14 protein-coding genes, 1 rRNA gene, 2 pseudogenes and 1 riboswitch are annotated in these 11,726 nt (G+C 67.1%); of the genes and pseudogenes, 10 read left to right on the forward strand and 7 right to left on the reverse strand.

What is annotated here, in order from left to right; translation table 11 throughout:
• Together ACK5IR_RS13025 and ACK5IR_RS13030 are read right to left on the reverse strand one after the other, a co-directional pair.
• Positions 1-151, reverse strand: a pseudogene (locus ACK5IR_RS13025) (addiction module antitoxin); the annotation flags it as partial.
• Between the two features lie 121 nt (positions 152-272).
• On the reverse strand, positions 273-575 hold the full coding sequence (locus ACK5IR_RS13030; protein WP_416929593.1) for a helix-turn-helix domain-containing protein: 303 nt from the start codon (positions 573-575) through the stop codon (positions 273-275).
• 55 nt (positions 576-630) lie between these two features.
• Here ACK5IR_RS13030 and ACK5IR_RS13035 point away from each other — a divergent pair.
• Together ACK5IR_RS13035 and rrf are read left to right on the forward strand one after the other, a co-directional pair.
• Positions 631-870, forward strand: a pseudogene (locus ACK5IR_RS13035) (CocE/NonD family hydrolase C-terminal non-catalytic domain-containing protein); the annotation flags it as partial.
• A gap of 265 nt (positions 871-1,135) precedes the next feature.
• A 5S ribosomal RNA gene (gene rrf, locus ACK5IR_RS13040) occupies positions 1,136-1,244 on the forward strand.
• A 46-nt stretch (positions 1,245-1,290) separates the two neighbouring features.
• Here rrf and ACK5IR_RS13045 read toward each other — a convergent pair.
• Both ACK5IR_RS13045 and cobU read right to left on the reverse strand, forming a co-directional pair.
• A complete protein-coding gene (locus ACK5IR_RS13045; RefSeq protein WP_416929595.1) occupies positions 1,291-1,863 on the reverse strand; it encodes a histidine phosphatase family protein in 573 nt (190 codons plus the stop codon).
• Complete coding sequence (gene cobU / locus ACK5IR_RS13050; protein WP_416929597.1) at positions 1,860-2,393, reverse strand: bifunctional adenosylcobinamide kinase/adenosylcobinamide-phosphate guanylyltransferase; 534 nt, start codon at positions 2,391-2,393, stop codon at positions 1,860-1,862. Before cobU ends, ACK5IR_RS13045 begins: the two co-directional genes overlap by 4 nt.
• A 147-nt stretch (positions 2,394-2,540) precedes the next feature.
• On the opposite strand from cobU, the gene ACK5IR_RS13055 reads away from it, so the two are divergent.
• From ACK5IR_RS13055 to ACK5IR_RS13070, 4 genes are all read left to right on the forward strand, one after another.
• Positions 2,541-3,326, forward strand: a complete 786-nt coding sequence (locus ACK5IR_RS13055; protein WP_416929599.1) for a ChaN family lipoprotein — start codon at positions 2,541-2,543, stop codon at positions 3,324-3,326.
• A gap of 74 nt (positions 3,327-3,400) precedes the next feature.
• Positions 3,401-4,603, forward strand: a complete 1,203-nt coding sequence (gene coaBC / locus ACK5IR_RS13060; protein WP_416929601.1) for a bifunctional phosphopantothenoylcysteine decarboxylase/phosphopantothenate--cysteine ligase CoaBC — start codon at positions 3,401-3,403, stop codon at positions 4,601-4,603.
• A 53-nt stretch (positions 4,604-4,656) separates the two neighbouring features.
• Positions 4,657-4,890: an arsenate reductase family protein gene (locus ACK5IR_RS13065; protein ID WP_416929603.1), complete on the forward strand. Its 234-nt coding sequence runs from the start codon at positions 4,657-4,659 to the stop codon at positions 4,888-4,890.
• A gap of 249 nt (positions 4,891-5,139) precedes the next feature.
• Positions 5,140-5,484, forward strand: a complete 345-nt coding sequence (locus ACK5IR_RS13070; RefSeq protein WP_416929605.1) for a hypothetical protein — start codon at positions 5,140-5,142, stop codon at positions 5,482-5,484.
• 54 nt (positions 5,485-5,538) lie between these two features.
• On the opposite strand, the gene ACK5IR_RS13075 is transcribed toward ACK5IR_RS13070, so the two are convergent.
• The 3 genes from ACK5IR_RS13075 to ACK5IR_RS13085 all read right to left on the reverse strand — a co-directional run bounded on the left by ACK5IR_RS13075 (position 5,539) and on the right by ACK5IR_RS13085 (position 8,218).
• Positions 5,539-6,078, reverse strand: a complete 540-nt coding sequence (locus tag ACK5IR_RS13075) for an adenine phosphoribosyltransferase (RefSeq protein ID WP_416929607.1) — start codon at positions 6,076-6,078, stop codon at positions 5,539-5,541.
• 174 nt (positions 6,079-6,252) lie between these two features.
• Positions 6,253-6,939 carry an ABC transporter ATP-binding protein gene (locus tag ACK5IR_RS13080; protein ID WP_416929609.1) on the reverse strand — a complete coding sequence of 229 codons (687 nt, stop codon included), beginning with the start codon at positions 6,937-6,939 and terminating at the stop codon, positions 6,253-6,255.
• Positions 6,932-8,218, reverse strand: coding sequence for a lipoprotein-releasing ABC transporter permease subunit (locus ACK5IR_RS13085; RefSeq protein WP_416929611.1), 1,287 nt, complete (start codon positions 8,216-8,218; stop codon positions 6,932-6,934). Before ACK5IR_RS13085 ends, ACK5IR_RS13080 begins: the two co-directional genes overlap by 8 nt.
• Positions 8,219-8,355: 137 nt before the next feature.
• A riboswitch (TPP riboswitch) is annotated at positions 8,356-8,450 on the forward strand.
• 49 nt (positions 8,451-8,499) lie between these two features.
• Here ACK5IR_RS13085 and thiM point away from each other — a divergent pair.
• From thiM to ACK5IR_RS13105, 4 genes are read left to right on the forward strand one after another with little or no spacing between them, the layout of a single operon-like run.
• On the forward strand, positions 8,500-9,285 hold the full coding sequence (thiM, locus tag ACK5IR_RS13090; protein WP_416929613.1) for a hydroxyethylthiazole kinase: 786 nt from the start codon (positions 8,500-8,502) through the stop codon (positions 9,283-9,285).
• On the forward strand, positions 9,282-9,920 hold the full coding sequence (gene thiE, locus ACK5IR_RS13095; protein ID WP_416929615.1) for a thiamine phosphate synthase: 639 nt from the start codon (positions 9,282-9,284) through the stop codon (positions 9,918-9,920). The genes thiM and thiE overlap by 4 nt, the downstream gene beginning before the upstream one ends.
• Positions 9,917-10,720 carry a bifunctional hydroxymethylpyrimidine kinase/phosphomethylpyrimidine kinase gene (gene thiD / locus ACK5IR_RS13100; protein ID WP_416929617.1) on the forward strand — a complete coding sequence of 268 codons (804 nt, stop codon included), beginning with the start codon at positions 9,917-9,919 and terminating at the stop codon, positions 10,718-10,720. The genes thiE and thiD overlap by 4 nt, the downstream gene beginning before the upstream one ends.
• A gap of 28 nt (positions 10,721-10,748) precedes the next feature.
• Complete coding sequence (locus ACK5IR_RS13105; RefSeq protein ID WP_416929619.1) at positions 10,749-11,684, forward strand: ABC transporter substrate-binding protein; 936 nt, start codon at positions 10,749-10,751, stop codon at positions 11,682-11,684.
• The last annotated feature ends 42 nt before the right edge of the window (positions 11,685-11,726 follow it).

Here is an 11,726-nt window from a genome sequence, read left to right on the forward strand (position 1 = left end):
CCTCCTGCTCGGCCCGCTCCTTGTCTCGCCGGATCAGGTCGCGCACGTATTCGCTGATGTTCTCGTAAGAGCCGTTCTCGCCGACATTGGCCGCGACGAAATCGCTGAGCGCACCGCTCAGACGGACGGTCATGGTCGTCGTGGTCGTGATGCGGGACATGGAAGTCTCCTCATTCTTGGCGTGTAGTCAATATAACCAAAAAACACTACACATCAAGTCTGGCGGCGGTGAAGCAATTTGGCCTCCCCGCCGCCCATGTGGCGGCTTGACCTTACTCGGAATCCGCGTCGTCGTGCCGATCGGCCAGCATCAGGACCATGTGGAACACGATGTCCGAGTGCCTGGCCAGTGCGATCAGATGCTCGCCGCTCGGCCCATGCTCGCCCGCGATCCAGTACTTAACGGTCCGCTCGCTCGCACCCGTCCACCGCATCGCCGTCTTGACTGCTCGATGCGTCAGGCCGAGTTCGTCCCGAAGTGCCGCGGCAATGGCGGCCCGGTAGTCGGCGACATCGGTTTCAAGGGGTGCATTTGTGCCTGTTTTCGGCACAATTGTGCCCGTCTTGGTCCGCATCTCTGCGTCCTCCTTCGATAATACTCTGGGAAGGACATGAAAAGCGGCAGTTCGTATTTGCGACGTGGCGGCCGATGGCACCGCAGAGCGCATCAGCATGGGCGCGGTGGTGCGAAGCCAGAGCCGGCTTGCCGACGGCAAGTCATGGATCGAAGGAGATGACACCATCACCTGGCCCTGGCATGAATTGTTGAGGGACGACGACCTGACCCCGGATGAGCCGACGCGCTTCGACCTGTTTCTGGCGGTGCGGCAATGGGGCGTCGCGCCGGGGCACAGCCTGCGGCTGGAACTGACGACGCAAAGCGGAACGGATGTCTGCCCGGCCGAGGGCGACCTGCCGATGGTCTCGGAACCCTGCCGTCTGATCGCGCCGCAGGCCGCAACCCTGCCCGGCGGCCGCTATCGAGTTCTCTGGGGGGCTGACCACGCCTCGACCCTGAACCTGCCGCTGCTGCCCTACCGGCACTTCCCCGACGGTTACGATGGCTCTGGCAAGTCCGTGGAGCGTCTTGGCCGTGCCGTGCGCGCCTTCGACCTGCCAGCGGTGGCGAGTGTAGATGCGTGTTCGTCGTGAAACACCCGATCCCATCCCGAACTCGGCCGTTAAGTGCCGCCGCGCCGATGATACTGCGTCTCAAGACGTGGGAGAGTAGGTCACCGCCAAACCTGGGAAAGCCCCATTAACTCTCAATACGATCCCAAAAAACACAGCCTACGGACAGTGGTTGATCCCCTCGGCCAGCCAATTGTTCCCGCTGCGGTGCAACCAGGTGACCGAAAGCGTGTCAACCTTCGTCTGCATGGCCTGCGCCGCCGTCCAGCCCATGGCACGCTGGATCTGCGTGAGGATGGTGCCGAAATGGGCGACGACGACGATATTGTCGCCCGCATCGGCAAGACGGTCTGCCGCAGCGTCGACCCTGCTGCGCAGCATGTTCCACGATTCCCCGCCGGGCGGGTGGATGTCGCCGGGGTGATCGAGGAATTTCCGGCTCAGTTCCGGCTCGGTTTCGGCGAGTTCGTCAAAGGTCCTTTCCTCCCAGTCGCCGAAATGGAGTTCGCGCAGATCCGCTTCGTGCGGCAAGCGCGAACGCCCCCGGACAATCGCATCGGCGGTGGCAATGGCACGAGACAGGTCCGAGGATACGACCACGGCGTTGCAGGGCAGAAAATCGGCCAGCCGCGCCAGCGCCGCGTGGTCCGACAGGTCGGCGGGCGCATCGGTCCAGCCGATCATCTCGCGCCGGTGCGTGGGCCCGTGGCGCACCCACCAGAGCGTACTCATGGCGCACCGGCGGGCAGGTTGCCCCTGAGCGCCAGGGGCAGGCCGGCCATCACCGCAACCACCAGTCCGGAACGCGCGGCGATTTCGCAATTGAGCCGCCCCTGAAGGGTGCGAAAGCGCCGGGCGAGCGCATTGTCGGGCACGATTCCCTGTCCGACCTCGTTGGAGACCGCCACAAGAGGCGCGGCACGGCCCGTCATTGCATCCAGCAGATCGGCGGTTTCGGCCGCGAGGTCGGCGTCGGCAAGCAGGCGGTTGCTCAGCCATATGGTGAGGCAATCGAGCAGGATGGCGTGGTCGGGCGGTGCGGCGCGCAGCGCTTCGGCCAGCCCGTCGGGTGCCTCGACCGTCTGCCACCCTTCGCCGCGACGCGCGCGATGCTCGGCGATTTTCGCCGCCATTTCAGCATCGTGGGGCCGGGCCGTCGCCAGATAGAGACAGGGCAGCCCGAACGACCGGACCAGTTGTTCGGCCCAGGCCGATTTGCCGGAACTCGCTCCACCGAGCACGAGGGTAAGCGCGGGGGTCATCGGGGCTCCACAACCGCCATCGGATGTCGCCTGCCTACCAGAGTGTGCGGGCGAAAAGAACCCCGCGCGCCGGCCCGTGTCGGATTCGGCTGGCGGCCCGGACGGGCAGCCTGTAGCGGTTGTCGCATGAATCATCCGGCGCTCATTATGGCGATTGTTCTTGCTGCGGCACCTGTCACGGCGGGCGAGCTTGCGGCGGTTTCCGATCTGGACGTCCGGGGCGCCGAGGTGGCGATACTGGGCGAAGTGCACGACAATCCCGCCCATCACCGCAACCAGGCCCTGGCGCTGGTCGCGCTTGCGCCTGCCGCCGTCGTTTACGAGATGCTGACCCCCGAGCAGGCCGCGACCGTCAACCGGGCCGAGCGGTCCGATGCGGTCGCGCTGGCGACGGCGTTGAACTGGGACAAGGGCGGATGGCCGGATTTTGCCCTCTATCATCCGCTTTTCCTTGCAACCGACGCGCTGGTCTACGGTGCCGCCATTCCGCGCGAGGAGCTGTCCGTGGCCATGCGCGACTCGGCGGCCGTGGCGTACGGGACGGGTGAGCCGGTCTTTCCGCTCGGCCCGTTGCCGGCCGGCGAACAGGCGCTCCGCGAAGACCTGCAGCGCGAGGCCCATTGCAATGCGCTTCCTGAAGAGATGCTGCCCGGCATGGTCGAGGCACAACGACTGCGCGATGCCCGCTTCAGCGCCGTGGTGCTGAGGGCGCTGGAGGAAACCGGCGGCCCGGTAGCGGTGATCACCGGCAACGGCCACGCGCGCCGGGACTGGGGGATGCCCCGTTACCTGCTGGCCGCGCGGCCCGGGCTGGCGCTTTTCTCGCTCGGCCAGTTCGAGGAAAGCGCCGAACCCGCGCCGCCCTTCGATGCCTGGCTCATCACCCCCGCCGCCGAGCGCGAAGATCCCTGCGCGGTGTTCAGCAAGAGCTAGACGGTGCGGGGTGATCGCTTGCCAGGCGGGGCCGGGCTGCCTAAGTCTGGGCACGGGCAAAGCGGAGGCGGATCATGGCAGCGCGCATTCTCCTGATCATCGGCGGCGGGATCGCGGCCTACAAGTCGCTCGACCTGATCCGTCGGCTGCGCGAGCGGGGGATGAGCGTGACCCCGGTTCTGACACCTGCCGCCGGGCATTTCGTGACCCCGCTCAGCGCCTCGGCCCTGGCGGCGGAGAAGGTCTATGGCGAGCTTTTCGACCTGACGGACGAGGCCGAAATGGGCCACATAGAACTGAGCCGCGCCGCCGATCTGGTGGTTGTGGCGCCCGCGACCGCCGACCTGATGGCCAGGATGGCAAACGGGCACGCCAGCGATCTGGCCTCGACCCTGCTCATGGCCACCGACAAGCCGGTTCTGATTGCGCCGGCGATGAACGTGCGGATGTGGGAGCATCCTGCGACACGGCGCAACCTGGCCACGCTTCGCGGCGACGGTGTATTGACGGTCGGGCCGGACGAGGGGGCGATGGCCTGTGGCGAGTTCGGCTTCGGCCGCATGGCGGAAGTGCCCGAGATCGTCGCGGCGATCGAGGCTGCGCTTGGCGCGGGGCCGCTTGCGGGGCGGCACGTGATCGTTACCTCGGGCCCGACACACGAACCCATCGATCCGGTGCGTTACATCGCCAACCGGTCCTCGGGCATGCAGGGTACCGCCCTTGCCGCGGCGCTGATGCGGCTCGGTGCGCGGGTGACGTTCGTCACCGGCCCGGCGAGCGTGCCGCCGCCGCAGGGGGCGGTTGTGGCGCGGGTCGAGACGGCGCGGCAGATGCGCGACGCGGTGATGGCGGCGCTGCCCGCCGACGCGGCCGTCTTCGCCGCCGCCGTGGCCGACTGGCGCGTTCTCAATGCGGCGGACCGGAAGATGAAGAAGGACGGTACCGGCCGGCCGCCGGCGCTGGAATTTGCCGAAAACCCCGACATTCTGGCCGAGGTGTCGCGCCTTCCCGTGCAACGGCCGCAGCTTGTCGTCGGTTTTGCTGCCGAGACGGACGATGTGGTCGAACATGCCACCGCCAAGCGGGCGCGCAAGGGCTGCGACTGGATCGTCGCCAACGATGTCTCGGAAAGTACCGGGATCATGGGGGGGGCGGAAAATCAGGTGACGCTGATATCCGATGCCGGGGCCGAGGCGTGGCCGCGCATGGGCAAGGAGATGGTGGCCGAACAGCTTGCCCGGCGGATCGCTGCGACGCTTGCAGGCGGAGATATCTAGCGGATGGCGAATCCGGAGCGACATGGCGGCTGTGGATTGCGGAAGCGCCGGTGATGGAAGACGAGAATGTGCTCATGATCCTTTACGGCATTCCGACCTGCGATACCTGCCGCAAGGCGCGCAAGGCGCTGGAGACAGCCGGTTTCACCGTCGTTTTCCGCGATGTGCGCGCCAAGCCGCTTTCGCCTGCCGAATGGGCGCCGCTGATAGCGGCATTCGGGGCTGACCTGGTGAACCGGCGGTCGACGGCCTGGCGCAGTCTTGGCGAAGCCGAGCGCGGCACGTAGGCTGCCGCGCTTCTGTCTGCGCATCCGGCGCTGATGAAGCGGCCGGTCTGCCAGTCGGAGCGCGCGCTGACGCTCGGATGGGACAGGGCGGTACAGGAGGTCTGGCTGTCGTCCGGTGCTTCGCGCCGAGACGAATCACCGCATTGAAGGACGCAAGGCCGAGTATCGGAATTGCAGCGCCCGAGGGTGGGACGGCGGGTGCAGATTACCGGCAATGTGGAAGAGACGTTCCGGGGGGTGTGTTGAGTAATGGACGGGGAATCCTGGTTCTGGATAGCCGCCCTAATCGTCATTGGCCTGGGTTTGCTTTGGCTGGCATTCACGGCGCTCATGCTAGGATTGACCGGTGCCGTCCTAATCCTTGGCCTCGCCGCTGCGCAAGGTTTCGTTGGAATTGTTGCCTTTATTGCGGCGTGGATATTCCTCTTCCCCGTAATGGCGGTTTGGGCGGTTGGCTGGGGATTCATTGAGGCAAGGAAACATGGCGGCTCAGAACCTGAAAACAGGTGGACAACGCGCACCGACCGCAAACCACCCACCGATCCCGAGGAAAAGTATCTGTGGGCTAACCGCCTACCGCCATACGATAAGTGAATAGTATCAAGCCGCGACGGCTTCCCGCTCACCTTTCCGCGCCAGGCGCTGATATCAATCGCCCTCGAACGCGCAAAGCGCATGCACGTCCATCCCCATGGATTCGAGCTTTGCCCGGCCGCCGAGGTCGGGCAGGTCGATGACGAAGGCGCAGCCGATAATTTCGCCGCCCAGCCGCTCGATCAGCCGGATGCCGGCCTCGGCGGTGCCGCCCGTCGCCAGCAGATCGTCGACCAGCAACACCCGCGCGCCGGGTTCGATGGCGTCGTCGTGAATCTCTACCACCGCCTCGCCGTATTCCAGCGTATAGGCCTCCGAGATAACCGGGCCGGGCAGCTTGCCCTTCTTGCGCACCGGAACGAACCCCACCGAAAGCTGGTGCGCGACGGCGCCGCCGAGGATGAAGCCGCGTGCCTCCAGCCCAACCACGCAGTCGATGGGGACATCGGCATAGGGGTGAAGAAGCTGGTCGACGGCGATGCGCAACCCGCGCGGATCGGCAAACAGCGTCGTCACATCGCGGAACATGATCCCTTCCTGCGGAAAGTCGGCGATGGTCCGGATATAGTCCTTCACCGTTTTGTGGTTGGGCATGCTCGAAAACTCCTCTCTGCCATGCGGCACGTCATGTGCAACCCCGCGCAGTGAACCCAGTGCGCGCCGTGCGGGCAAGGGCGAGTCGGGCGGCCGGGGGCGGGGTGTGCCATCATGCCGCCACGAAACCCGGCTGCCGGTCCGGGCCGGCGACGTGCCGGTTTCCGCCATGGGTCAGCGAACCGACACCACCCGGCCGGCGTCGAGCCGCACCACGCGGTCCATCCGCGCGGCGAGATCGAGGTTGTGAGTCGCGATGAGGGCAGCAAGCCCGGTCTCGCGCACAAGGTGCATCAGTGCCTCGAACACGGTTTCCGAGGTTGCCGGGTCGAGGTTTCCGGTCGGTTCGTCGGCCAGCAGAAGCGCCGGCGAATTGGCGAGCGCGCGGCAGAAGGCGACACGCTGCTGCTCGCCCCCCGACAATTGCGAGGGGCGGTGTGTGGCACGCCGGCTGAGACCGACCGAGGCCAGAAGCGCCGCCGCGCGGCTGTCGGCGTCGCCCCGTGCGCTATTGTTGGCAAGCTGCGGCAGGATGATGTTCTCGGCGGCCGAGAATTCGGGCAGCAGGTGGTGGAACTGATAGATGAAGCCGACATCCCGCCGCCGTGCCGCCGTGCGCCGCGAATCGTCCATCGCCGAGGTTTCGCGGCCGTTGAGGATCACGTGGCCGGCATCGGCCCGGTCGAGAAGCCCGGCAATATGCAGCAGGGTCGATTTGCCGGCGCCCGAAGGCGCAACCAGCGCCACCACCTCGCCGGCCGCGACCTCTAGATCGACACCGCCCAGAACCTCGACGGCGGCGGGCGTGCCGATATTGTAGGTCTTCTCGATCCCGACGAGTTCGAGCACGGTCTCACTCATAGCGAAGCGCCTCCACCGGGTCCATCCGGGCTGCGCGGCGCGCCGGGAAGAGCGTGACGACGAACGACAGCCCAAGCGACAGGGCCACCGCCGAAAGCACATCGGCCGCTTCGAGCCGCGCCGGCAGCGCGTAGATGCCGCGGATCGATGGGTCCCACACCCCGCCGCCCGAAACGTAGTTCACGAAAGAGAAGATAGGGTCGATGTAAAGTGCGAAGAGACAGCCGAGGATCACCCCTGCGATGGTGCCGACCGTGCCGACCGAGGCGCCGCAGATGAAGAATATCCGCATCACCGACCCCTGAGTGAGCCCCATCGTGCGCAGGATGCCGATATCACGGCCCTTGTTCTTGACCAGCATGATCAGGCCCGAGACGATGTTCATCGCCGCGATCAGAACCAGTATCGACAGGATCACGAACATCACGTTGTCCTCGACCTCCAGCGCCCTGAGAAAGGCGCCCGAGGCGTCGCGCCATGTCCAGATCAGCGTTCTTTCGCCGCCGGCGCGCAGGATGTCGCCGGCCATTGCGTCCACCCTGTCCGGGTCGGCGACCATGACCTCGAGTTCGTCGGCGACACCCTCGCGGTTGAAATAGCTCTGTGCCTCGGCACAGGGCATGTAGACACGGGTGCGGTCGATGTCGTAGCGCCCCGCCTGGAAGACATAGACCACCTCGTAGGCGTTGACGCGCGGCGAGGTGCCGAAGGCCGTCTTGACCCCGTTGGGCGAGATCAGCTTCACCCGGTCCCCGACCTGCGCGCCGAGCAGTTGCGCCACCCCCCAGCCGAGCGCGATCCCCTCATCGAAGCGACCGATATCGCCCAGATGCTGTTCCGGGTCGGCGATGCGCGGAATGGTGGCAAGATCTTCGGCGGCGATACCGAAGACCTCGACGCCCGCGTTCTGGCTCTGGTAGTTCGCCATTACCTGCCCCTTGACCAGCGGGGCAACGCGGGTAACGCCCGGCACCGCACGCAGGCGCCCGGCCATTTCGGAATAATCATCGATCACCCGGTCGGACTGGCCCGTTTCGGTCACGACCACCGAATTGTAGACCGTCACATGGGCGTTGGCGCCAAGAATCGTGTCGACAAATTCCGCCCGGAAGCCCGACCTGACCGCAAGCGTCGCGATCAGTGCGAAAACGGCCAGCGCCACGCCGACGAGGCTGATCCACGTCATCACCGAAACGCCGCCCTCGCTGCGCCGGGCGCGCAGGTAGCGCCACGCGATCATCCATTCGAATGGGGCAAAGGGGGGCGGGGTCTGGGCCACGGGTGCTGCTCCGGTTTTTCGCTTCCATGACCGTCCGGAGGGGCAAGGTCAACCGCAGAGCGGTGGCGGTTCACCCGGCAGAACGGCGGCGGGGCACAATTGGCCGTGACATTGCCGTCGCGATCTGATTTAGCAGGGTGCATCGACGGGGGCGTCCGCAGCAGCGGTCTGAGAAGCACCCTTTGAACCTGAACCAGATGATGCTGGCGGAGGGAGTCGGGGACAGGCTGGCAGCACCATCCGATGTCCCGCAACGGCCCCTCGCCCGAGGAGGCCGACAAGTGACCAACCCCGCAGACGCCCTGATCGCCATGCGCCATGCCGCGCCACTGGTGCAGTGCATTACCAACTACGTTGCGATGAACTTTGCCGCCAATGCGCTGCTGGCGGCGGGAGCAGCGCCCGCGATGGTGTCGGACCCCGAGGAATCGGGCGAGTTTGCCGCCATCGCCGGGGCGCTGACGGTCAATATCGGCACGCTGGGGCCGCGCTGGGTCGACGGCATGGTCGCGGCGGCCGGTTCCGCGAAGGCGAACGGCAAGCCGTGGGTGCTCGATCCGGTTGCCTGTTTCGCCACCCGGCTCCGGCGCGAGGCGACGGCGACGCTGATGGGCCTGCGCCCCGATGTGGTGCGGGGCAACGCCTCGGAAATCCTCGCCGTCGCCGGGTTGTCGAGCGCGGGCAAGGGGGTCGATGCCGGCGACAGCGTGGCCGCAGCCGAGGCGGCGGCGCGCGATCTGGCCGCGCGGTCCGGTGCGGTCGTCGCCGTAACCGGCGCGGTCGATTTCGTCACCGACGGTGCCCGTTCGGTGCGGATCGCCGGCGGCTCGCCCCTGATGCCGCGCGTCACGGCGACCGGCTGCGCGCTGACCTGCCTGATCGGCGCCTATGCGGCGGCGGTTTCGGACAGGTTCGATGCGACGGTGGCGGCGCTTGCGCATTTTGCGGCGGCAGGTGACATGGCGGCAGCAAGCCCCGGTCCCGGCAGCTTCATGCCGGCCTTCCTCGACGCCCTGTCGGCGGTACCGCCCGAAGCGCTCGGCAACGGCCGGGTGCAGCCGGCATGAGGGCGGGCTGGGATCTTTCGGCCTATCTGGTGCTCGACCCGGTGCTGTGTGCTTCCGTCGGGATGGTCGCAACGGCGCAAAAGGCGGTTGCCGGCGGCGTGGGCATTATCCAGCTGCGCCACAAGACAGCGAGCACGGCCGAGCGAATCGCGACCGGCCGCGCCTTGCAGGCGGCGCTTGCCGGAACCGGGGCGAAGCTGGTGATCAACGACGATATGGAGGCCGCCGTGGCGCTGGCGGCCGACGGGCTGCATGTGGGGCAGGGCGATACCGGCGCGGCCGCAGCCCGTGCGCGGATAGGCCCCGACATGGTGCTGGGCGTGTCGGTCGAGACCGAGGCGCATGTCCGTGCCGTCGATCCGGCGGTGGTCGATCTGGTCGGGGCCGGCCCGGTCTTTGGCACGCCGACCAAGCCCGACCATGCCCGCCCGATAGGTATCGGCGGGCTGGCCCGCATGGTGGCGCTGTGCCCGGTTCCGGCGGTGGCGATCGGCGGCCTTTCGGCCCGGCATGCCACCGCGGTGATCGGGGCGGGTGCGGCGGGGCTGGCGGTGGTCTCGGCCATATGCGGCCAGCCCGACCCCGAGGTTGCGGCGCGCGAACTGGTTGCAGCAGTGCGGGAGGCAAGGGCATGAGCGTTGCGACGGCCCTGTCGATCGCGGGTTCGGACCCGTCGGGCGGTGCGGGCGTTCAGGCCGACCTGAAGACGTTTTCGGCGCGGGGGGTCTATGGCATGGCGGCGCTGACGGCGCTGACGGCGCAGAACACCTGCGGGGTCAGTGGCGTACATCCGGTACCGCCCGCCTTTGTCGCCCGGCAGATCGGGGCGATCTTCGACGATATCCGTGTCGATGCGATCAAGATCGGCATGATAGCGGGCGCCGGCGTGGCCAGCGCGGTTGCCGGCGTGCTGGCGTGCTATCCCGGCCCGGTGGTGCTGGATCCGGTGATGGTGGCCAAGGGCGGCCATCCGCTGTTGCCGGCCGATGCGGTGGCAGCGCTGAAGGCCGACCTGCTGCCGGTGGCGACGCTGCTGACCCCGAACCTGCCCGAGGCTGCCGCCCTGCTGGGCACGGAGCCCGCGACGACGCGCGAGCAGATGGTTGCGCAGGCGCGGGAACTCGCGGCGCTGGGGCCTGCGGTCCTGCTCAAGGGCGGGCATCTTGAAGGGGCGGAAAGCCCCGATCTGCTGATTGCCGGCGATCTGGTCGCATGGTTTCATGCGCCGCGCATCGAAACACGCAACACCCATGGCACCGGCTGCACCCTGTCCGCCGCGATCGCGGCGGAACTGGCAAAGGGGCATCCGTTGCCGCAGGCGGTCAGCAATGCGAAGACCTGGCTTTCCGGGGCGCTTGCCGCCGCCGACGATCTCGATATCGGGCACGGACACGGGCCCACCCACCACTTTCACGCGCTCTGGCCGGTGGCCTGAGCCGCCGCCGACCCTAGGGAGACACCCCATGCGTATACTGCCGTTTGCCTTTGTCCTGCTGGCCGCAATTCCCGCGCTGGCACAGGACGAAATGACCGTGATGCTCGACTGGTATGTGAACCCCGATCATGCTCCGATCGTTCTGGCGCAGGAACTGGGCTATTTCGCCGACGAAGGGCTTGCGGTCCGGGTCGTCGCACCGTCGGATCCCGCCGATCCGCCCAAGATGGCCGCTGCCGGCAGGGCCGATCTGGCCATCGACTACCAGTACCAGCTTCACATGGCGGTGGCGAACGGGCTGCCGCTGATCCGTGTCGGAACCCTGATCGGAACGCCGCTGAACTGTCTCGCCGTTCTGGACGATGGCCCGGTCGGTTCGGTCGCCGACCTGAAGGGGCGCCGGATCGGTTATTCGGTGGCGGGTGTCGAGGAGGCGCTTCTGCAGAAGGTCCTCGGCAATGCGGGGCTGACGCTGGACGATGTGGAACTGGTCAATGTCAACTGGTCGCTGTCGCCGGCGCTGCTGGCCGGGCAGGTGGATGCTGTGATCGGTGCCTTCCGCAATTTCGAACTGAACCAGATGCGGATCGAGGGCAGGCCGGGGCGCTGCTTCTATCTCGAAGAAGAGGGGCTGCCGCCCTATGACGAACTGATCTATGTGGCGAACCCCGATCTGATGGACCGCGACAAGCTGCGGCGGTTTCTGGCGGCAACCGAACGGGCGACCCATTACATCGTCAACCACCCCGATGCGGCATGGGAGGCGTTTTCGGCCACGGCGCCGGAGTTGCGCGACGATCTGAACGCCATGGCCTGGGGCGATACCTGGCCGCGCTTCTCGCTGTCGCCGGCCGGGCTGGACGCCGGGCGCTACGCGAGGTTCGAGAGCTTCCTCGCCGAAGCCGGTCTGATCGAGGGCACCCGGCCCGTCGCCCGGATCGCTGTTGATCTGGGGGCGCAATGAACGCCTCCGGCCACGGCGATGCGATGGCGGCCGCATCGCGTG

Origin of the sequence: Tropicimonas sp. (genome assembly GCF_047971885.1) — a bacterium.
Taxonomy (GTDB): Bacteria; Pseudomonadota; Alphaproteobacteria; order Rhodobacterales; family Rhodobacteraceae; genus Tropicimonas.